The organism is Intestinibaculum porci, from assembly GCF_003925875.1.
Taxonomy (GTDB): Bacteria; Bacillota_I; Bacilli_A; order Erysipelotrichales; family Coprobacillaceae; genus Intestinibaculum; species Intestinibaculum porci.
In genome coordinates this window covers 1,297,727-1,321,151 of sequence record NZ_AP019309.1, presented here as the reverse complement: position 1 = coordinate 1,321,151, position 23,425 = coordinate 1,297,727, and the positions used below count along the sequence as shown (strand labels likewise).

General features: G+C 31.4%; 13 protein-coding genes. All 13 read right to left on the bottom strand.

The window, feature by feature from the left end:
• Positions 1–127: 127 nt before the first annotated feature.
• Positions 128–1,288, bottom strand: a complete 1,161-nt coding sequence (locus tag SG0102_RS06360) for an HNH endonuclease domain-containing protein (protein WP_125119177.1) — start codon at positions 1,286–1,288, stop codon at positions 128–130.
• Positions 1,289–2,437: a cysteine desulfurase family protein gene (locus SG0102_RS06355; protein WP_125119176.1), complete on the bottom strand. Its 1,149-nt coding sequence runs from the start codon at positions 2,435–2,437 to the stop codon at positions 1,289–1,291. It abuts the gene before it with no gap.
• A gap of 2 nt (positions 2,438–2,439) precedes the next feature.
• Positions 2,440–2,820, bottom strand: coding sequence for a DNA sulfur modification protein DndE (dndE, locus tag SG0102_RS06350; RefSeq protein ID WP_125119175.1), 381 nt, complete (start codon positions 2,818–2,820; stop codon positions 2,440–2,442).
• Positions 2,817–4,757: a DNA sulfur modification protein DndD gene (dndD, locus tag SG0102_RS06345; RefSeq protein ID WP_125119174.1), complete on the bottom strand. Its 1,941-nt coding sequence runs from the start codon at positions 4,755–4,757 to the stop codon at positions 2,817–2,819. The genes dndE and dndD overlap by 4 nt, the downstream gene beginning before the upstream one ends.
• A complete protein-coding gene (gene dndC / locus SG0102_RS06340; protein WP_197715081.1) occupies positions 4,747–6,294 on the bottom strand; it encodes a DNA phosphorothioation system sulfurtransferase DndC in 1,548 nt (515 codons plus the stop codon). The genes dndD and dndC overlap by 11 nt, the downstream gene beginning before the upstream one ends.
• Before the next feature lie 15 nt (positions 6,295–6,309).
• On the bottom strand, positions 6,310–7,383 hold the full coding sequence (dndB, locus tag SG0102_RS06335; protein WP_125119173.1) for a DNA sulfur modification protein DndB: 1,074 nt from the start codon (positions 7,381–7,383) through the stop codon (positions 6,310–6,312).
• Positions 7,384–7,493: 110 nt separating this feature from the next.
• Complete coding sequence (locus SG0102_RS06330) at positions 7,494–12,929, bottom strand: helicase HerA domain-containing protein (RefSeq protein WP_157982987.1); 5,436 nt, start codon at positions 12,927–12,929, stop codon at positions 7,494–7,496.
• Positions 12,910–14,319 (bottom strand): DNA phosphorothioation-dependent restriction protein DptG, encoded by a 1,410-nt coding sequence (gene dptG, locus SG0102_RS06325; RefSeq protein ID WP_125119171.1) that lies wholly within the window; start codon positions 14,317–14,319, stop codon positions 12,910–12,912. Before dptG ends, SG0102_RS06330 begins: the two co-directional genes overlap by 20 nt.
• Positions 14,320–14,322: 3 nt before the next feature.
• Complete coding sequence (gene dptF / locus SG0102_RS06320; RefSeq protein WP_125119170.1) at positions 14,323–16,059, bottom strand: DNA phosphorothioation-dependent restriction protein DptF; 1,737 nt, start codon at positions 16,057–16,059, stop codon at positions 14,323–14,325.
• Between the two features lie 320 nt (positions 16,060–16,379).
• Entirely contained in the window at positions 16,380–17,030 is a 651-nt protein-coding gene (locus SG0102_RS06315; protein ID WP_125119169.1) for a hypothetical protein, read from the bottom strand.
• Complete coding sequence (locus tag SG0102_RS06310; RefSeq protein WP_125119168.1) at positions 17,020–20,133, bottom strand: ATP-binding protein; 3,114 nt, start codon at positions 20,131–20,133, stop codon at positions 17,020–17,022. Before SG0102_RS06310 ends, SG0102_RS06315 begins: the two co-directional genes overlap by 11 nt.
• 3 nt (positions 20,134–20,136) lie before the next feature.
• Positions 20,137–20,928, bottom strand: coding sequence for a hypothetical protein (locus SG0102_RS06305; RefSeq protein ID WP_125119167.1), 792 nt, complete (start codon positions 20,926–20,928; stop codon positions 20,137–20,139).
• Positions 20,921–23,422: a DEAD/DEAH box helicase gene (locus tag SG0102_RS06300; protein ID WP_125119166.1), complete on the bottom strand. Its 2,502-nt coding sequence runs from the start codon at positions 23,420–23,422 to the stop codon at positions 20,921–20,923. The genes SG0102_RS06305 and SG0102_RS06300 overlap by 8 nt, the downstream gene beginning before the upstream one ends.
• Between the last annotated feature and the right edge of the window lie 3 nt (positions 23,423–23,425).

The window sequence follows — 23,425 nt, the reverse complement described above, 5'->3', positions numbered from 1 at the left end:
TTCACTTAGACTTTCACCAACCGTCTTTTCTCTTTACGATTCCTAATAAAGACATATCCTATGTCATAGCTTTTTGACAACACTATTGTACCCCATGCTTTTATATTGTCAATGAACAAACATCATTTTATTCAATTTTTTCCCAAATCGCATACCCCTGACTTCTTGCCGACATATACACCGGTAACAAATGTTCACGTAAGACTTCCTTAAAACTTTCCTGATTGCATCCTGGCAAATACAAATCATTGATGGCCCAGGTTTCAAATAAGTTTTCTCCCTGACATCGTTCAAATAACTGATAAGCTTGTGCGTCATAATGAATAATCTGATTAAGTTTAAACTGATGTTGTGCAAAGCTTTCAAAGTAAGTATTCCAGTCAGGTAAATGATTTGACTTTGAGGAATTGATCGCTTTTGTGGTTGGCGCTAAATTCCATAATTCATCACTTGCTACATAAGACCAAGGAACAAAGTGATCTAAAGATAAATCATCAAGTGTCATAATCTGCTTCTCATCATAAAGATTCGTAATTCCTTCATGACCAATAATGTACTTCCATAATTGGATCGGATCTTTCAAATTTCTTTGTTGGCTGGTAAACGGTTCAATCTTATAAACAATCCCTGGGACATTGGGATTTCTCTTTTGAAGATAAACCACTTTATTGTATTTGATCCATTCCAAGATAATCTTACGATAATCTAAAAACATCTTTAGCCATTCTTCATCCACAATAATCGCTTTTTCTGGCTTACTGACAGTAATATAAGGTAAAACCCTTTCCTTATTAATCTTTTTAATCACATCATCTAAATTTCCATACATATCTTGATCATTCACAATATGGAGAAATGGTCTTAGAAAACGATAAGGCACATATTTAGATAACTTCATCTTCACATGATGAATAAGACCATCATATTTCTTAATGAGTTCCATCACTTCTCTTTTGGTTAATGTAGAAGGATAGTTTCCAGCTCTTTGAAGAATGGTGATCACTTCTTCAATATAATTCGTCACATGTCCCTTCCCTGATCGAGGTCCTAAATGTAAGTGATACTCACATACGGTATACCAGGCACTACAAATCATTTCATTGATCAACTCTTCAAAGGTATAGTATGTCTTTCCTGGTTTCAGTTTTATGATTATAGCTTCTAACCAGTATAATTTATAACATTGTGTCTTATTCACTAAGGTTCTTTCAAACGCTTTTAAATCAAGTGTATTGACATATCGCCCATCTTTATGAATCACATTCAGCAAATCATTTATTTCTTCCATCTATCTCAACCCTTTAGCAACATCAAGTAAATGACTAAAATCATACTTTAAATCATCACTATTTGTATTATATCCCCAGCTCAAACGAATAGCACTATTAATTCGTTCTTGAGATAATCTCATTGCAGAAAGGACATAACTTGGATCATAGCTATTAGATGTGCAAGCTGAACCATTTGAAATTCCGCAATAATTCTTAGTTGCTAACATTAATGCTTCTGAAGAAATACCTTCTAAAGAAACATTAAGTGTTGAAGGAACACAATATTGTGGATCACCATTTATTTTATAATCCAAACCTGAATTTTCTAATAATTGAAGAATAATTTTTTTATTTTCTTTTGCTTTTTTCAGAGACTCACTATGTTCTCTTTCGGCTATCTCAGCCGCTTTGCCTAAACCTGCAACTAATGCGACTGGAATTGTGCCTGGTCTAATGCCATGTTCCTGTCCCCCACCAAACATAACTGGTTTCACAGGTGGTAGTTTATATCTCTTTTTTCTTAATACCAAAGCTCCAACGCCCTGCGGTCCCGCAAATTTATGAGCAGACAGTGAGAGCATATCATATTTCAAATTTTTGATTTCATCAATCAGTTTTCCAGCACTTTGTGTAGCATCAACATGAAAGAACACATCCTGATCATAAAGAACATCACCAATTTCCTTAACCGGCTGAATAATTCCTGTCTCGTTATTAACATGCATAATACTTACAAGTAAAGTCTGCTCATCAACTAAATCGAGAACATTTTGAGCATCTATCCTTCCATTTTCATCAGGTTCAACATAATCAACTTTAAATCCTTCTTTTTCTAAATGCTTACAAGTATTTAAGACAGCATGATGCTCAATTGAAGATGTAATAATATGTTTTTTATTATGTGTAACTCCATACTCTTTTAAGCCCTGAATAGCAATATTATCACTTTCAGTTGAGCCTGACGTAAAGAATATTTCGTCTTTTTTTACCCCTAACATGCTAGCGAGTTGCTCACGTGCATAAGTCACAATTTTATTTGCCTCGCTACCAAAATCATGAGTACGACTATTGGCATTACCATAATGATTTGTATAAACATCAATCATTATTTTTAATACATCAGGATGAATCGGTGCTGATGCATTATAATCAAGATAAATAGCCATAATTATCCCTCCATTACAAGCTGTAATAAGTCATCAATATTAGTAATAAATTTTGTTCCAGCTAAATATGAAATACCTCTTTCAAGGTTAAGGCGAAAGTATTTTGCTAATGTTTTAGAATCTGTCTCTAAACCCATTTTTTTGCACCAGGCAATCATCAAAGAATCATAAATTTCACTGTTTTCTCCAGTGAATGTATACCAAGACATTTCTAGATTGCTTTCTTCTCCAAATTCAATATTAGCGGGGATCGTACCCTGCTTTAATGAGTAGCATAACGCCCAACGACATAATACATTCCAGTTGTTGATCCCCGTTCTGGATTTGAGTCTAGACAAACGTTCTTTTGCTTTTTGCGATAAGCGGATTTGTTTTACGATCATGCCTGGTCCTCCTTAAAATAGCCTCTTGAAATAGTTGTGTTTTTATGGATATCATCATAAACGAGTAAAAATTCATCACCAACATACTCTTTCATCATATCGTAATAGTGATGATTGATTTCTGAATCTGTTGATAAAATAATTGTCTGTTCACTTGCATTTGGAAAATATGTTTTCACTAATGAAGCGCGATGTTCGCTGTCCAATCTAGAAAGTGGTGTATCAATAATAACTGGCAGTTTCTTTTTCGAACAAATAGCTAATGCCCATAACAACGAAATAATCATTAATTGCTTTTCGCCAGCCGATAACGATTTTTTAGGAACTTCCCTGTCATTAGAATCATAATATGTAAAATCAAGGGTTGCTGAGTCCATTTTGATATACTCAATCATATTTTTCTTGCTTGCTAGCTTTTTATAACATTCAGTCATGGTGTGCGCTAATAAATCCGTTTTTCGTTCTTGAAGCTTAATTTCATAGTGATCTAACATATTTTGAGCATAGCGGATATATTTAATAACTCTTTCATTTTCATCATTTTGTTCCAGTTTAGTAAGAACATTTTCAACATATTTATCAAACGTTGAGGCGTCTTTCATGGCTTGTCCATTGAGGCTAGTTCTTTTTTCTAATAAAGACGCAATCTTTACTTCAGAAACAGCGATGGTCATTTTTGTTTCTGTAATTTCTTTAGAAATACGTTTAAGTTTCTCTTCATCTATTTCAACAGATAGATCACTCTCAATTGAGTCAAGTTCCCTATTCAGCTTTGTTTCTTCGTTTAATAATTTTATAGTAATGTCTTTTTCATTACCTAAATTATTATTTAATAATAAGGATAAGTGATAAAACTGTTCATCTGATAAATTATAAATCATCTCTACTTGATAATGATCCACTTCACCTTTGAAAAAATTCATAAAGTCATCAGCAGAATGGTGATTATTCTGCTGTTTTAGAAAACGATCGTAATATTTAGCAACTTGTTTTAATGACAATTCTAAATTTTTCTTTTCAATCTCTTTTTCACTATGCTTTTGAATATCTTCCAATAAGTCCGAAACCATCAATAAGGGCAAATCCGAACCAGCCATTTCAATCAAATCTTTTTTTGTTTGGCTTGCTTTGACGTGCAATTCTGTTTTCTTTTCTAATAATGCCTGTCGTTCTTCTAAAACCCCACCACCGGCAGCTAAATAACTTGCCTCTAAATCTTCAAGATATTTTTTACTTTGTAGGTGTTCATTTTCAAGTTTCTCTTTTTCACGATCCAATTCATCTAATTCAGCCTTAGAGTTATTTTTAATATTTCTTAATTGTTCAATTTGTTCGCGTTCATCTTGAGTGATAACGTTTTTAGATATCGTGTTTAAAAGTCTGCTCAAGTCTTTACCTAAAGTATCTAACACGGTAATTCCCAACATGGATTTAATGGCATCTTTCATATCTTTAGACGTTTCATCTTCTGCTAATGCAGCAATTTTTTCACCATCAAAGAAGAAAAATCTTGATAAACTTTCCGGTAAGACATTTTCAATAAACATAGGCCAATTTCTTGTCAGGAAATCATTCATTTCGAAATTTTTTTCAACCGTGATCTTCTCATGAACTCTTTTCATGTCACCATTCCATGATCTATTGACTACATAACGGTCACCATCCATAGTAAATGTCAATTCTACAAATGTCTGCAATGTCCCATCAGCAACGTTTACGTGATTATAAAGATAGCGTCCATAAGAATTATATTTACTTTCTTTATATGCAAAAGAATCCGAACCATATAAAGCTAACAAAACAGCTTCGAGAAACGTTGTTTTACCGCGTCCATTCATGCCACCAATGAGTACGACTGGCTGATTGCTGCTAAAATCAAATTCATTATCAGAAGCATATACGCCAAAATTATGAAGTTTTAATTTATTAATAATCATCTAAATTTTCCTCTTCTTCACTGAAAACTACATGCCCTGAACTTTCTTTAATATAATCCATATCAAATCTTTCATCATAAGAGCCGCCATATTCCTTTTCGCGATCATTCTTATGCGTGTAATAAGCAAGCGCATCATCTTCATTTTTATAAAATGTCTTTTTAATTGTCTTTTCCAATGAATCCATCAATCCTTTTCGATCATGTTTAGCGGATGCCTTGCTTTCAATATCGATCAAATCATACATCATTTCAAAAGCAAGCTCTTCCTCTGGATAACATTCTTTTGCAACCTCTTTGAGAATATTCCATTCTTCCTGACCAAACGAAGTTTCAGAAATCCACTGTGGATCGTCAAAATCTTTCCCCATTACTTCTTTGTAAATTCTTGGAACTGCGTCATCAAACTCATGTTTTTCATTCACCCAAATTCTTCGAATTGTTCTCAATTCAGGCACTGTGATCAATTCAATATTAGCAACCTCTTCAGGTCCATTTTCGTTAATATCTTTTTGAATTTCCAATAAGTCTTTCAACCATTTTTCACGCCATTCTTTTTTGTATGGTCCATGATAAAGTCTTTTATAACTTCCGGCGATATTTCCTTTTAGTCTTCTAAAGGTACGGCGATCACGGTCTTTTGATTCATCACCAAACTCATTTCTAAACTCAAGTAATGGTGTCATCCATGCTTTTTCATCATCATTAATAATCATAGCTTCCATAGATTTATCTTGTTCAACCATTGTACATACCCAGCACCCAAAGCGACTCTTACCGCAACTTGGTAAGTCTTTTTCAACCATTAACGGGCATTCATTGTCAGCGGTTGCGCCACGATATAAAGTAAGAAGCTCATTATTAGAGAATCCCCATGGATTTGGATACTGCATCAAAAAAATCCATACGTCATCATTTGTCCATTCCGCTAAAGGAGAAAAAACTAGCTCATTAGCAAGTGTTGGATTAGGACTTAACAATTCTCTGACACGCTGCTTTTCGTAATGTTCCATTGTTTTGGCACGATTTGTACTCTCTGCTTTACGTGTCCCTAAAACAAGAATAATTTCACCATGCTCTGCAATCTTACTTTTAATAAAATTATTTACTGGCTGAATTTTTAAACGATCCGTACACCATCTAAATTTCTTCCGTGGGAACGGATACCCTTTTCCTAAGAAGTTAGTCCAGAACGTATTATCTGCTGGAGGAGTTAATCGATGTGTTATAAAGGGCAACCCTTTTTCCTTAGCTGTCGTATCCATAATGCTAAAAGATTTTTGTACCCAAGTTGCAATGGCGGGATTTTCTACTAGTGTATCAGTATTAATAATATGAACTGGTTTATGTAACTGATTACGTTCTAATCTCTCTAATGAGAGCCAAACAAGCTGTAGTGTTGCTGTTGAATCCTTTCCACCGGAATAACCAATGACCCATGGAATATCATCTGATAAGTATAAATTTTGAATGGTTGTCATCAATTTATTTATTGTGTCTCTATTAATTGTGATTCCTGTTCTTGCATTTTCTGACATATATATCGACCTACTTTATATTGATTTCTTTTCTAAAAATTTATTTTCTTTTTTGATTTCATCATCGCTTAAATTTATTTGTAAATACTGTTTAATGATATTACTTGCTAAAATAATAGCATTCTGGTTGGTAATTATTTTACCACTTTCATTAATAATTCGTTCTTTCCAGCATGGAGCTGAACGCAGCCAATCCACTTGGTCTAACTTACTAAGTTTTTCTTCTAAATTGATTTCTGAATGGAGATATAAATAACCGCCCACTCTTCCCAATGCCTGCAAAACAACATTTTGCGTTGCAATGTAATCCTGACGCAAAATAACTTTTGTAATTTCATTTCTTTCTAGATCATTCCACTGAGGCATATATTTTGCTACTAAGCTCCAAAAGTTTAATACAAACTGATGATCCTTTTCGCTTGGCTTAGCACTATGTACAATCTTTTGATTTGCATTATAAAAATTATTAAGTGTAAACAGCTTTGAAGAGTATTTTCCTAAATTATCTTTTTCTTTATCGGTATATTTATCTAAAAATTTAACCTCATTAACAACACTTCTTGTTAGATTTGCCAATTCATCCCTTGAATCATAAAGTTCTGAAATTGAATTTGAGGTTTTTACAGCATGTTTATTGAGATCCGTAAAAATTTGCTGACTTCTCTTTAAACCCAAATCATTATAAAATACGATCGAAATCGTTTCATCTTTTAACGATTCATCTTCTTTAAGAGCTTCTAAAATTGCGGCTTGCCGATGCTGTCCATCATTGATTAAAAATTTGGCATCCATAGAAACTTCCAAAATACCGGTATTATTCATTTGTTCACTTTCTATAAACTTAAAATCACCATCAATCGATGCTGCTAAAGCCGAAAACACATAACTTTCACGATTTTCGAGAATATAGCGACTAATCACAGGAATTCGACTAATATTTAAACGTCTTTGTGCCCTAAATTCAGGTGCTACATACTCATTATCTGATGGAAAGAGCTTTTCAATCATCTTTAATGGCACCATCGCAATATAATATTCACGACCCGCTTGAACACCTTTTACAACAGGAAATTTATATACATAATCCATAACGAAGCGTCTCCTAAAACAAAAAGGATATACTACGTAAGTATATCCTCTAAATCATCTCTCGTAAAGAAAAAGACATCCTGCAATTCATTTTCTTATAGTCATTATGCTTAATCAGAAGATTGATTTAGTTCTTCTTTAAGTTTCCAAAATGGCTTATCCTCAATATAAATCGGATCCATATTATCGATCTTTACAATGCTATGATGCTTCTCTAAGAAAGAAATATCATTCATTAACTTCTTTTCTTCTGGGCTCTTATTACCAACACCGAAAATATAATCGACATCCTGACCTTTCAAATCTGATACCTTATGAACAACCCATGTCAGAATATATTTTGAATAATCATCCTCATCTGTTCCAAAGTGACTCAGGAACTGTGTTGATAAAATAACGCCAACACCAAATTCCCGACCTTCTTTAAGGATCTTCTTTAATGAAGCAAAATCCTGCGACATAAAGTTATCGGCTTCGTCAACTAAAATAAATTTTGTAAGTTCGCGATATCGGCCGTTCGTTTTACTTGAACCTTGAGATTGCATCTGATTATAAAATAAATCTAATGTAATCGCGACAACTAAATTTTGAATATCATCATTAAAGCCAGATAGCTCAATAACATATACCCCATGTAAAATATCGTATAATGACTTTGTCTTTTTAGGGTCAGGTTCAAAAACTTGAAAGTTGTGAAGCTTGTTCATTGCCGCCGCTAAAGAATCATTTTTCTTGATCTCTTCATTCTCATTGTAAATCTTAAATACTGTTTCGAAGGTAGGCGGCTCGCGATCCCAAGTTAATGGATCAGAAGGAATTATTCCCTTCGAAATATAAGCCTGTTTAATACAATCAAATAATATGCTTTCCTGCTTATTCCCTAAATGGAAAACCTTTGAAATAGTATCTTTAAACGTATTAGCAACATGCATAGGCAATAACGGTCTAAAGACTTTAGGTTTCGTTAATGCTAAAGGATTGAATGGGAAATCATAAGGAATACTATTTTTCGCATTTGTTAATCCTACAAAACCGTCTTCTTCATCTGGCTTGTTATAATCGCCTTTATAATCAAAAATCAAAATACCTAACTCTTCACCTAAATAGTTATCTTTCCGGTTTTTGTAAAGCTGTGTAATTAAGGACTTAGTAAACTGTGTTTTACCAGTTCCCATAGTCCCAATAATACCTGTATTTGTATGAGTTAATTGATCAGTATCGTTTGGATACCAGTAAAGTGACTTACCATTTGAAATATTCGTTCCAAAATTTATTTGCATACTTCTTGGCTCATTTGATGGAACTCTTTCGTCCCGCTTGTCAGCATCGACTTTTTCTGAATTAACTTTCTCTTTTAATGGAGTATCTTCATTTGTAACACTGTATTCTTCTTTATTGTCTGCTATTGTATAAACACGATTTGTATCTGTAGTATGAGTGTATTCGAAATCTGTTTTGATCTCGGAGTTTACGTGATCTTTATCGCTGCTATTAGCTTTAACATCATTTAGTATCGGTTTAGGTGCTACTATTTTTGTATTATTATCGTTATTACGTAATTCTTCACTAGAGTTTGTGTCTTGAAGTGGTTGAGATCCTGATATTGTGCCATTTGCCGCATATGAGTCAGACAGTAAGCTATATTCTTCATTTGGATCCTGCTGAAGCATTGAGAATATTTCATTTACTGTACGTGTCATAAACCCAAAACCGTCTCTTTCACTAAATTCAACTTTCCAGATATTTGATTCAAGCTCTTCTACTGATTTTACAGTAGTGTTTGAATCGAATGATACAATTGTACCTTTTCCAACATACTGATCCATTTCTTTGCTAAAGATGAATTGATCATTCAACAATGCCTCACGATTTTCTTTGAGTACTCGATTCCAATTTTCATCAGGATCTGCCTCATACAATTTCATTTTTTCTGCTGAAACAATGACTAATTGAATGAAAAAGTTACGCGAAACTTTATGTTCCAGATCATAACGCGTATCATCGGACCAAAAAGCCTTCCATAATCCATTATATGTATTTTCAACCTGTTCTTTGGCCTTTTTTATGCGTGAATCATCATTTTGACCTATTTTTACTTCAACAGGATGTAAATACACTTTCACTTCTCCATTGACATTTTCAACGCCAACCATAAGAATATCATCACTAGTGCTTCCCTTATCGAACTGTAAGTTCTTAGCTGAGAGTAAACCATCTTTTTTGGATAAACCCAATGCTCCAGACACCCTCAACATTTCCTCAAGTGAAATAGGAACCCAGGTTATATTCTTATGTCTAAATTTAGCTTTACAGTATTTAATCGCTGAAAGTAGACTCATTTTTTCTCTTGAATAATTACTTGCTTTATTTGATGTAGTGTTCTTCATTGTCAATAGATTTAATAACCAATCACCATTCACCGCATTAAATAAGTTAATAATGTCATAAATCCCTTGCTGCTCAATATGAATAGCGTTCATTTCAAAGTACTCTTTGATAATATTACAATACTCTCTTGATTTTTCTGTTACAGTAATATCATCATATCCTGATGTTGAAGAATACTGATCACTATAATGAATAATCATTAATTCTGAGCCATCTTTATGAGTGCGCTTAAAGAATGTTAAATCAACTTTTGGATCAACAAAGACCACCCAGTTTGACATACTGTAAATACTATCCAGTAAAACTTCCTGGTTACGATCTACTCTTGTATATAAGGCTTCTGTCTGATCATAAGGAGCAGGATCATAAGCCACAGCCATTAACGTATTATAATAAGATGCAAATTCAATGAGCTGGTTATCTTTTGATGCAAAACGCGTTCCAAAGCCAGTAATGTAGTAATTATCCTGATATAGTACTGAAGGTACATCCGATAAAAGACCACCTAATGATAATCCTGTCGTTGTCTCCTCTATTTTACAATGTGTTGATTTCTGATCTGAATCCATCTCATAAAATGTTAAATGTGAATATTCTAGGTTTTTAACCTCTTCCATTTCGTGATAATAGCAATGGATATGATCTGCCGCAATAAGCAGTAACTCATTAATATCGACATTTTGATTTGAATACAATGATTCAAGTTTAGCTTTCAATCGAGACTGATCTGATAAAATATTTAATTCATTGTAATCTAGGTTAGAATAGACATGAATTGTAAAATTCATCAATTCTGTCAGATCTGAAACATGATTAACTTCACTCACAAAATAATCTAAAAGACCATTCAATACTTCTCTGCAGTCTCCCATATTCACAAGATTAATCTTGAATTCCAGATTGCCTAATGTAGAAAATAGGAAATCGAAATGTTTTCGATACTGCATAATCTTATTATTGACCAGCTTGCTGATATAACTTCTAGAACTATGATACTTCTCATCAGTTTCTAAAGCATATTCTTTCCATTCCAAAGAAACTTCCTGATCAATGGCTTTAAAAATATCGCCATTTTCATCTTTAATAAATGGCATCAGGAATAAACCATTCATCTTTTTAACAATGTCTTCCCGTACTTGCTCCCAGCCAGTCTCTTCTGTAAGCTGCAGTTGATAAAGTACATTTAATGGATGTAATGGTGTTAAATAAAAACTGTTACCATCCTTCAATACACCAACTTTTAGTAAATCATTATCTTTTTTATTAAGTGCTATACCCACTTGAATATTTTTAAAATAATAAGAAACAACTTTAATGTAGTTTTCCGCTGCATTTCTCACAGCAGAATCCTTTTCATAATAAACAAGTGAAGGCAATGTATGTAATTTAACAATCTCATCAATTAATGAATCATAGGCATCTTTGATTTCATCTGCAATATTGATCTCAACCGCTGTATTATTTGAAAATGAACTTTCAACATATAATGCTTTGTGATCAATAATAAATTTTTCATATTCCAATAGCGTTCTTAAATTATCATTAATATCATAAACAAGTGTTGTATGGTATAACTTATTATTGCGATACTCAAAACTGCTCCTCATCTTCATTTTTTGAATCATCACTTTGACACCAGATAATTTTGCTGACTTAACAATACCATTTTTGATTTCAAATGGAATTTCAATCTCGCCAACAGAAATGTTAACTTTTCGTTTGGACATTTCAACAAAACATTTCTCTTCGTCAATATTTATTTGTAATGTTTTATTATATTCACACTTATAGTAAGATACATTCCCTTCTGCCATTGAATCATACAAATTAACTTCATCTCTATGATCCTTCCCTGGATTAAATACTAATTTACCTTTTAAATTCACTAAGTTTATACGTGATGAACTTATAGTATAATTTGTCAGTAATGATTTGAAATAATCAGGATCAATATTAACGATACAAATTGAAAATTTATACTTAACACCCTCTAAACCAACATCGATACTATTAAAATTAATTTTTTCAGAGATCATTTCAAATTTATATTCCTTATTATTTGAGGAAATATTTTTGATTTGATCTCCTTTCACCGTCATATTACTTTGTGAAATTGCCCTATTTGTTTTAAATGAAAAGTATATTTTAAGATAATAATCAGGATTAAAAATAAGTATATTCTTTCGCCGAGATTTTGCTTTAGTTTCTCCATCATTTCTAATAAAATAATCAGTATCTTTTATGAATTCTTTTGAATCAAATCCTTCTCCTGAAATAACAATTGACTCCTCGTCTATTTGAAGTGGCTGATGACTTCTTGTAACTTTGCTATTTTTTACTTGTTCTAGACTAAGCCCTTCATACCAAGGTTCATTGTTTTTCTTCTTTTCTTTTAATTTTCCAATAAAATCCTTTTTGTATTTGTTTTCTAATGACTCCTGAATATCATTATGTTTAAATATATCATCTAAATAATTGAATTCTTTTTCATCTTCCTCAATTAATTTTCTAATTTCTTCTTTTCTCGTCGTGGTGATCAACTTGTCATATGGTAATAAAGAGAACTTATAAAAATCATCATGATCAAATGATCCCTTCTTTAACGAAACAATGAGATCCTGATATTCGAACAATGATGATCGATCAGTAAAACGATCCTGTGATTTTTTGGCTAACTCATGCTTGTAAATTTCTTGAATGTATTTATCTTGCACATCATCAATCATAGCACTAATGCTTTTAACGATGTTTTCTACGTTAAAAGGCATACCAGTTGCAGATAAATCACCAGTACCACTAATCAATGAATCATTTTGCGTTGATGTAATCATCAATAGCGGAAACAATTGATCTGTGAATCTTGTATTTCTGAGAGTAGTGAAGAAATCATCAGTCATTTGACCGCTTTGGGCCGCAACAACCAATTTCATATCATCACCGAGATTAATGGTATAAGTTTTGTAATTTAGGTTACCCAAATCATATTCTTCGTAAATATTTCTCTCTTTTGCGTATTTCTTTAGACTTCGATCAACACCATCTACCATATCCATTGTATCTAATTTTAATGAATATCGACTACCTGGAAGAACAGTGTTATTTTGGTTAAAATAACCAAAAATCGTATCTGCAATATAATCATAAAATCTTTCTGACATATTTAGCATCCCCACTATCACTCTTTTTCTCTATAACATTCAATTTTTCATAGTATTCAGATACCGCATTTTTAGAACTATTATCCAAAAATACACCTCTTCGTTCAAATTCAGAGAACAGATCAACCAGCCTAATTTGTTCTTTGTCTTTAATACATATTTTAGTTAAAAAGATTAATAACTCCTCTGAAATGTTTAGTACCCTACCACTTCTTCCGCGATTCTTTAAAAAGCCTAATGCTAATTTTTCAAAAAATTTCGCATACGAATTATATCGACTACCCCTATGCTGAGAATTTTCAAATTGCACTCTTATTGTCTTATATAGCCATTTGATCGATGCTTCCGTTGCCGTCTTACTGATATTGTCTTTTTCAACATTTAAAATTTGAGGAACATCACTAATTAAACTTCTATAATAGTTTGTTATTTCATCAATTTGAAGAGCAACACTCTGATCATCCAATTGATTTGTCTCAACTAAATGTTCTAGTGTTATATAATCAAGTGGCTCCTCAAAAATTTCTTCCGTCTGATTGAGCATTTCTAAGGCATTTGCATGTGCAAATAAAGAACCCGCTTTTCTTTCCAAACTTCTCCATCCATTGGTATAACACTTTCTATTTTGATTAGTTTTTTCCCATTGGATACTGTAATACAAAGGGATCATCTGATTCCTATTACCATTTGTGAAGCGATCTAAAAGTAAAACAGACTGGCTACAGTAATTAAAAATATAAAAATCAAAAAATAGCGAAAAATATTCTTCAACACATGTCTGATCATGAATCACATAATTAAAATCTTCGTTAAAAACTTCATCAAATACATGAGTGAGTTTATAATACGCTTTATCCTGATGAATTTTGCTGGTACTCATTTTTAAAGCACCTTCAACGCATTTTTCCAAAGCATTGAATGACTGTTTACTTTGTGTAATCTCATTAATATCTTTTGAGATTGTCTCTGGGTCACCAAGAACATCAAAGGCAAAATTTGCATTCTTTTTTTCAGTCGATTCATCACTGTAATTTTGTTCAATAAAATTCAAATTAATTGGTTTAAATTTATAAACAACTTCACCATCTTCAATACTTTTTTTATAAAAAAATGTTTCAATGATATTTTCAAAAGTATCTTCATCTTTTTCTATAGATAAACCTTTTTCTTTCATTCTCTCAACTAATTCGTGAGGATTTTGAAACTGAGGTTTTATGCCTCTCCCTAGGCATAAATAATTACCAATACAATTTGTAAAACTTTCTAAAGCATCAGCATCTTTAGTAGTAAATGGAAACATTAAAAAGCGATGTCCAGGTCTATGTCTTATATTATTTTTATTATTATTAAAAACATCATCAAACTCAGCTTTACTAAATTTATACTCCATAATCTATTTTTCCACCTTAAACTCAAATTTATTGCCTGGTTTTACTTTAAAGATGTATTTTAAATCTTTATTTCCTTTTTTTCTAATCATAACTTGTTTATTTTGTTTACCTTGATCGGACAATTTTTTAACAAAACCAGCAAACTCTGCATGATAGTTTTTATCCTTAACAGTTGGTCGATAGCCTTTTCCAATATTTCTTATAAGTTTGAAAAGAAGATAATCTATTGATACTGTTTCACTTGCTTCTTCGTGTTCACCAGGTGTAAAGGAAATGTTAATATACGGTTTAAAACGATCTAAGTCATGTTTCTCTTCACTATTTTCCTTTGGATTTTGATTCAATTCCAAAGACTCCAATAACCAATAGTCCTTGTTAGAGTCATCAATGCAAATGGTATTTTCACCAAAGGAGCCTTCCCAACATTCAATTGCTTTTTGCGCATCAGTGTAAAAAGATTCTAATTCATTTTCATATTTTTGATTTGTGCTCAAATAAATACAATTTATAAATTCCTTAAAATCTTGAGAAAGATCTGTATTACTCAGCATTCCAGTAATGTTTTCAATGAATTGAAACACACACTTTTTTGCTTCTACATCATTTCCAAAATTATTTAATTGCATCAAATTGGTCACCTCGTGATAAGGTGTATTTTGTGTCACATCATTGAAATATTTTTCAATATTATTTGTAACGTGAAATTCGATAATTTGATTATCGATCTTTTGACTACGTTTTTTCAGAACGCTATGTGCTTGAATTTGATTCATTAACGGTGAAATATCTTTAACCTCACTCAAAAGCATTGGTGTCGTCCCATTAATATAGTTTTTCATTTTATCCTTATCTTTGATATCATTATTTGATAAATTTAACGGTGAAAATGCTGGTGGTACCACTGAATCAAATATTAAATTAAAGACATCTCTTGTCGAGATAATCATTTTATCTTTGAGGACAACCTCTAGAAGCCGATTGATCACCGATTTTTGAACATTTGTTCGCTTCATAAACTGATAATTATGATTTACCACACAAAATGAATTTAATGGACATTTTTTACATTCTCGTGAAGCCATATAAAATGGATTTTCAGCTTCTTCTGAGAAAACTTTATGAAATATATTTTGTAAGAAAGTTGTGTCTACACCAGAGCTAGTAAGTGAAAATAACTGAAAATCAGCAAATGAAACATGCTGAAAAAAGCCATTTTCCTTATATTCTGCTTTCTTTGTGGAATTAGTAAGGATACTTTCACTTTCGACATATTCTCTTAACTTAGAAAATTTTTTCCCTTCTTCAGAATCGATAAACTTGTTTAACGTCCCTAAATTTATAGCAATGATCATTTTTGTATTTACGCCATCCTCAAGATGATCATCATCAAATGCCTGTAATCTAACTGCTAGCGTTTCCATTGCTGTTTTTTCAGGGGCAGAACTCTCTGTTGCATCATTATATTTTTCATAACCATCAAGAAGATGTTCACGATCGATACTATTGAAATAGTAAATCAAATGAGATTTCCCATCGCCTGCACTCCCACATAGTAAGACAAGAGATTTTTGATTTTTACTATTTACTTTTTTTAACAGCTCACGCAATTCATCTTCCACATTTCGTTTTACGTGAATATATTTTTTAAAATCATCTATATTTTCATCTGTTGCATTATCAACCGCTTCAACTGACTGCTTTCGAAGCTTTGATAATTGATCAATCAGCTCACACTTCATCTTGCACACCTCTTTACTCCTACATATAACAATAACTTTATTTATCCCCTTTACTTATACAATTTTATCATATTTATAAAAGCTTTCAATAAATCATAAGTATATCTGCTATAAAAATAGAAGTATTACAAAATAGTACATAGATAATAATTATAATATTTAATATTTTTCTATTTTAATTAAATAATCTATAACATTAATTAGGCTTGTAATAGTGGTAATCAAAAAAGGCTGATCTTCTTTCGACCAGCCTTTTTAGCAAGATGTTTTCCCACACGTTGAATCTTAACTTGCTTAAGAGATACAATTACTAAAACACTTTAAAAGGATAATTTTATTTTTCGTTCCAATCCATTTTCCTTAATCCATAAATTAACAGAATCATTCAAATCACCAAATCTTGCTTTTCCATTATTCATTTTTCCTAGAAAATCTATAACTTCTGGCTTCATGTTTAAACTATTAATAAAATCTTTACTTTCTTCGACTGCATTATAAAATTTTATCAATTCCTCATGCTTTACATCAACTTTATTTGCTAATTTGAGATGATCTAAATAAATAGAGACTTGATCCGGATTCATTTTTTTTACAATATTTAATGTAGACTGTATATTCACTAAGATATTTTTTGAGCGAAATGAAAACCATATTTTATTAATAGCCTGTCTTATTGTCTTATAATCCTCTATTTTCTCCGTTAAAAATGTATCGCTCAAATTATTTAGATTGGTCATACAATCTAATTTCGTAACAAACTCAAATAATTGTTCCAGCAATTTTTCATCAACAACAAAATCAAAAACATTTTTGAGATATGAAATATTTTCAATTAACTGGTTGACATCATTGACTAATGATTGAAATTTCACTTGATATTCTTTTAATTTTTCAATGTCGTTACGTTCTTGTTCTTTCTTTTTTAAATGATTCATCTGCTCATTTATTTCATAAATGCGACTAATTATCACAGTGATCACCTCTCAAACTTTTCAAAATATCAATACTATTTCTTAATACAGTTCTAGATTTTTGATAATTCTCCTTTATTTCATCGATCTCAGCAAATGATGAGTCTAACTCCTGTGTTCTTCTGTTTAATTCTCCTTCAGCAATTTGCACATCTCTTCCTATATTTTGAAAATATTCTTGTAACTCACTTAAATATTCTATTGTAGGTTTATTTAATAACAAAATTTTATTAATCACTGCATCTTCTTTTTCAGCAGCGTTCACTCTTTCTACTGCATCTAAGATTTTTTTAATATCATCACTTATTTCAGTTGCTGAAAACCTAATGTTAAAGCGTAAACTATTTGCATAATCATAGAAATCAGAAACGTCATTTGTAAAATCATCAAAATCCTCATCATCCTCAATATCTAATTCCTGCAAATAATTTTCACAATCATTTTTTATAGGCAAAAGATTGTTCATTTCATCATCTAAAATTGCCTCAAGTCTGTCAAAGTATTTAGTATATTGATCATAAATTTCTTTTCTTTTTTTAATAATATCATTAGGAATCGAATATGGATCAACTAAGAGTTTTTTCTTTTTCATATTCTTTAAAGCTTTAGTGGCTTCAAGATATTTTATAACAAATACACGCGATGAATTCCCTTGTTCTAAGTTAAAGTAGCGCTTGACTGTTGCATCAATACTCTCAGCATCTAACTTATCATTGATAAGCATGTTTTCAACTTCATTCCATTTTTTAGCATGTTGAACATGAGATGACATCGAAAGTGCTTTATACATCATATCAAAATTATAATTTTGGATATTTTTTATGTTAACTGAATTAAATAATGCTTGGTTTAAAATTTTCATTGAAATAGCAGCATCAATATAGTGAACTTCTTGATCATCAATAAATTCAGCTGCATGGACAATATCTTTTTCTACAGTACGTTTCCAATTTGTAATTGTATAAGCATCTTCAATTCCGTTATAGTAATTAAAATTTTCTTTTTTCCCAAGGTAATTCCATCTTATAAAAGCCATAATTAAACGAACTGCATTATTCGAAATAGGAATGGTATAAAGAGCAGGTTTCCCTTTATCTTCTCCAGCAAACTTTATTAAGCCATTACTTGAGTCTTTTATTTTTCTTACATTATCCATTGAAACATTGTACAATTGCCAATCAATTGTTTCTAATAAATAAGAATTAATGTCAGATCTCGCATTATTAATATACTTTCCTGCACCAACATTCCCCTTAGGGAGGAGAATTCTTCCCAGCAGCCACTCACCTAATAATTCTTCGACTTCTTTTAAATTCTTTTCTTGTTCTAAAGTGATCTCAAAAATATTCGCAGATTTTTCAGATATTACTTTTTTCTCAACTTTATGCGCTTCAACAAAGTCATCGCTCACATCAGGTATTTCTTCTTCTAATACGGCTTTTGATTCTTTTAAATCCAACACTGGCAAATCAAATAATTGATATTCTTCTTCAGGAATTCCTGAAATGTATTGAATATCATTTTGTACATACTTATCTGCTTTTCCATTACCCCAAATATAAATGAATCGTTTTAAGCGATCAAGCTTCGAAATATCATCACCTATTCTTCTGTCAAGGATTGTATTAACATCAACATTCTGTTTTCTATAAATGAAACGTTCAGAAGGAAACATAGCTGGCGTTTCTAAAGCTTCTCGAGCTACAGGCTCAATAATGTCTCTTATAATATATCTAGGTGTCTTTGCACCTTCTCTAAGCTGTGTATCGTATAAATTAACGATTGCATTTTTACTAAAAGGATAAAGTGGCAACTTATGATCATCAGAAATAATATAATCCCAGTTTTTTCCTTCTATACACTCATGAACTGGATAATCTTCAGGATGTGCCCCTGCTGATACCCATTCTTTTAATCTCTCTTTTGTTAATGACATCGCGTTCACATATCGTCCAACAAATTCAAACAATTGTTTTTGATCAAACTGATTATCAGGAATATAAATATAAGTAGAAACACGGTCCTTATGATTATCTAAAAACTTATCCTGAATAAACGACGTCGTACTTCCAATAATAGACGAAATACGACATATTTCTTCTTTTTCATCTTCACCTTCATTTTCTCTTAGTAGAGCATTAAGCAATGATTTATCAACGCCAGTAAAAGAAGTAATATCTTCAATAAATATCGTTAAATTTTTATTTTGAGTGAATAACTGATGTCTAATATTCGTAAAAATTTGTTCAATATCTCCAGGCTCGATATTGGTTGTGTGCTGAATAACTTCTTCAACAAAACCATTAAGATATTTTGACAATGCACGAGCTTCTTTTTCACGGCTGACATCCGAATACAATTTTTTGGTTAAGCGTTTTGCACTAAGGTCTCCATATTGATCAATTTTTTGATAAAGCTCTGAATCAATATAAAAATCCTCTGGATAAAATTCTGCCTTAACATCAAGATCAACAATTGTCTCTCTTTCGTCAATTTTGGAATAGATTCTTTCTAATGGTCCTTTTGGCCGAAGTAAATAATCTTTTATACGATCATCTTTTAAAAATGCAGCAATCTTTCTTTGTTTCACAGAATTGATGGAATGATCATTCTGAACTTCAACTACAAACTGATAATATATTTGATCCTTTAATTTCTTTTCATCAACAAATTCAGATGCACTTCTAAGCTTTTTGTAAAGTTCTTCATTTCCTTCAATATTTCTAAGCTCTTCTTTTTGCAAAAGTTGCTTAATTGTACCCTTCAACGTATTGTCACTTCGTGAAATGTAAAGAATAACCTCATGATCAAGCTGTTCATTAACTAACATTTCTTTAAACCATCTGATCAAATGAGATTTTCCAGTTCCTGATTGCCCATATACGACAATCATTTGATGCTTGTTTTCAGGATTTTTCACATAATCCTCAAAAATCTCAATTTCGTCTCTAAAATTTCCAACAGGAGGTGCCAAAGAAAATTGATCAACAACCTGTAGATGCTTTAATGGCACATGTGTTGCAAAGAAATCTTCAATAGCCGTATTGTTCGCATCTGGTTTAACAATGGCATTTAGCCTTGCTTTTGCAATTTTTGAATTCATCAATTATGCCTCCAATATAGTAATATTTGTGATACTCTCACTAAGATCAGGATCATTATTTTTATACAAAACAATAGCTTTATCATTATCGAGAATATGCTCCATTTTAATCACCTTTAATTCATGAAGTGAACGTAAACCATTTGTCGTACCATAATTCATTACATTTCCTTCATTGCCTAAAATATCAAAAGATCTTCCTAATCCTGAAATAAATTCCTGAGCACTATATGACTTATTTTTCTCCAATCCAGAATAATTTATTAAATCCTGTAAAAAGACTTTACAATTTGGTATAAACATATTGTTTTTAAAGATATCACCAAAGCCTAAATATGTAGCCCAAAATCGCCACGCATTTTGAGTTGTGTTATCTAACTTATAACGGTGATTTGTAGCATTATCAATAACTTTAGAATACTCACTAACATTATTGCTAACAGTTGTAATAATTTCCGTTCCTAAGGTAAAATAAGCTTTTGTTACATCATAAAATTCATCATCACTTAAATTATATATGAAGTTATTGATATATTCTCTAAAACTCTCTTGACTCACTAATATATTTGTTGGAGCCAGTAATTTGATCATATTATCTTCAATAACCACGAGTTCCAATTCTTCAGCTGCTTTACGAATATTCCCAAAATAACCACTATCACCGTTTGGATCTAAAATTTTCGGAAACATTTTACTTTTTAAATCAACTGAGTTTTTGGGACCATTTTCTAATAGTTTACACAGATAATAGACACGCTCTGGTGTCGCTGGGGTCTCCATTTTTCCTTTAAACATAAATATCATCTCCTAAAGAATTCTCATCAATCAACGCACCATCAACATAATCACTCATTTTTTTTGCATTCTTAACATTCATATCTTCATTTGTTAAATGTATAATTCTAATATTTTCCATATTATATAAATTATTCTTTACTAAAGAAAAATTATACATCTGATCTTCTTTTTGCGAATTATATACAACAATTACTAAACCACTAACAAAAAAATAGGAGCCATTTTTAATTAGTTTATAAAATGTATCAAATTGTAAGATAAAGATATTTTTTCTCGTTTGATCTTTAATCATACTTTCTAACTCTTGATTACAATAATCATTAGGTATTACAACAGTTACAAAAATATGGTCTGCGAACTTTTTAATAATTTGCGCATAATTCATTTCAGATGTTATTATTATCGCTTCTCTATTTTCAGATAACCATTTTAATCTATTAGCACCAAATAACATACATGGTTTTGTGACAGGCTTCTTTAAAATTTCATTACTTGTTCCATCAATAATTTCTTTATGCTCATCACAGCCTGCACAATACTCATCAACAAAATCGTAAGTACTATAGAACATTTCTGACCAGCATTCTTTTCCTGCATTTTCAATATGATCCTGTATTTCAGCGAATGAATCATTATAGTATTGCGCTTCTTCGTTATATGCGTGATGCATTTTATCAATTATTTCGACCTGATTGCGACCATATAAAACATCATCGTTGATTTCTATGGTAAATATATATTTTTTACCATCCTTAATAACATTGTTGATTGAAATTAAATTACATCGCCTCAACAAAAATAAAACGTAAACATTCCATCTCACATGTCCTTCATTTGAAAAATCATCATTATGATCTGATTCCACATAATTTGGAACAATAGACGTATCTATATAAACTTTATTTCCTATTCTTTTTGATTTTGGGGAATTAAACATACTATCCCATCTTTGGAAAATTTTTTCTTCGCTTAAAATACTTCTCAACATTTTATTTTTAGCATCCGCCAAATCTCTGCTAGGGGTAATACACATAACACTAAGACAAGGAAGGCCATCTCTTCCTCCTCGTCCTAACTCCTGATAATAAGCATTAGGGTTTTGTGGAACATATGTATGAATAACAGTTCTAATATCACTTTTATCAACTCCAACACCAAACGCTGAAGTAGCGATCATGATTTCGAACTCGTCATTTTTCCACTCATTAATGAGTCTCTTTCTCTCATCATTTTTTGTATTACCAGTAAATGTTTTGATATTATTTATTTGGTGTGCCTCTAGCAGCTTTTTATATTGCTCAGCATGAGCAGGCTGATCAGTATAAATAATCATTGGATGCGGTAATTTCTTTACAAGCTCAACAATGCAATCTTTCTTTTGACCTTCAGTATTTTTTTTGATAACATTAAATCTTGGTTCTTGCCTTAATGCATCACATCTTATTTCAATCCATTTATCTCGATTTGAGAATAGATTTTTCAAAATTTTAGTATCACGCTCTACAAATGTGGCTGAAAGAAGAAATGTTCGAATCTCTTCATTTTCAAACATCAAAGCGTTTCTCCAGGACTCTAATGATTGAAATTCAGGTCGAAAATTTCTTCCCCAATCTACCACAATATGTGCTTCATCAATTACAATATTTTTTAAGTATTTGAGATCATTTGCTGTCTTTACAATATTCTTAAATATTTCATTATTCTGCAATGCTTCAGGAGAAATAAACAAAAGTTTTGCTGTATGGTTTTTAATTGAAGAAATAATTAAATCTTGTTTATCTTTGGAAAAGCCACTTGCATAATAAAAAATTTCCTCATCAGCATTTTCGCTCTTTATAACCTTTTTTGCACTTTTCTCCTGATCAATTGCTAAGGAAACTGTAGGCACTATAACAATCGTTAAGCCACGACCTTGATAAGCAATACTTTGTGTTATTAAACTCTTTCCTCCACCCGTAGGCAGTGAAATGAGTGTTGTATAACCATTTGGTGTTTTCAATGCACCATATACAGCTATTTTCTGACGTATTGACTTAAAATACTTATACCCAGTCAAATCATAAATTTTATTATCTGTGATCAAGCTTGCTTTATGAGAAGGTTCACTTTTTTTACTTGTCAAAGCATACGTATCTTTAATAAATTTAGGCGTAATTCCATTTGGAATTTGATCTAAATAACATCTGCATTGCCCTTCTTGAACAATAATATCATAGTCTTCAATATCGAATCCTGTAATAATATCTCCATCTAGTCTGGGATTATTAAAAACGAGTAAATAATCCCTTAATGCAATAAGAAAATCATGATCATATAAATTGGATTGCTTCCTTTTTTCAGCAATTAATATCAGTCTTTTCACAGTCGATGCAAGAAAATGCTGATGGCTATCTTTAAAATTTAAATTTTGAATATAAGACAAAATATCTTGAGAGGTTATTTCCCCTTTAAAATATTTTGATACCTGTTCTTCTAACTCTCTATTTCTCATCCT

What these genes read in the sequence shown, in the direction of transcription:
- SG0102_RS06360 (WP_125119177.1), bottom strand. Translation starts at nt 1,288, where the DNA reads ATGGAAGAAATAAATGATTTGCTGAATGTGATTCATAAAGATGGGCGA.
- SG0102_RS06310 (WP_125119168.1), bottom strand. Translation starts at nt 20,133, where the DNA reads ATGAATTCAAAAATTGCAAAAGCAAGGCTAAATGCCATTGTTAAACCA.
- SG0102_RS06300 (WP_125119166.1), bottom strand. Translation starts at nt 23,422, where the DNA reads ATGAGAAATAGAGAGTTAGAAGAACAGGTATCAAAATATTTTAAAGGG.
- SG0102_RS06330 (WP_157982987.1), bottom strand. Translation starts at nt 12,929, where the DNA reads ATGTCAGAAAGATTTTATGATTATATTGCAGATACGATTTTTGGTTAT.
- SG0102_RS06305 (WP_125119167.1), bottom strand. Translation starts at nt 20,928, where the DNA reads ATGTTTAAAGGAAAAATGGAGACCCCAGCGACACCAGAGCGTGTCTAT.
- dndC (WP_197715081.1), bottom strand. Translation starts at nt 6,294, where the DNA reads ATGTCAGAAAATGCAAGAACAGGAATCACAATTAATAGAGACACAATA.
- dndE (WP_125119175.1), bottom strand. Translation starts at nt 2,820, where the DNA reads ATGATCGTAAAACAAATCCGCTTATCGCAAAAAGCAAAAGAACGTTTG.
- dndD (WP_125119174.1), bottom strand. Translation starts at nt 4,757, where the DNA reads ATGATTATTAATAAATTAAAACTTCATAATTTTGGCGTATATGCTTCT.
- dptG (WP_125119171.1), bottom strand. Translation starts at nt 14,319, where the DNA reads ATGGAGTATAAATTTAGTAAAGCTGAGTTTGATGATGTTTTTAATAAT.
- SG0102_RS06355 (WP_125119176.1), bottom strand. Translation starts at nt 2,437, where the DNA reads ATGGCTATTTATCTTGATTATAATGCATCAGCACCGATTCATCCTGAT.
- dptF (WP_125119170.1), bottom strand. Translation starts at nt 16,059, where the DNA reads ATGAAGTGTGAGCTGATTGATCAATTATCAAAGCTTCGAAAGCAGTCA.
- dndB (WP_125119173.1), bottom strand. Translation starts at nt 7,383, where the DNA reads ATGGATTATGTATATAAATTTCCTGTTGTAAAAGGTGTTCAAGCGGGT.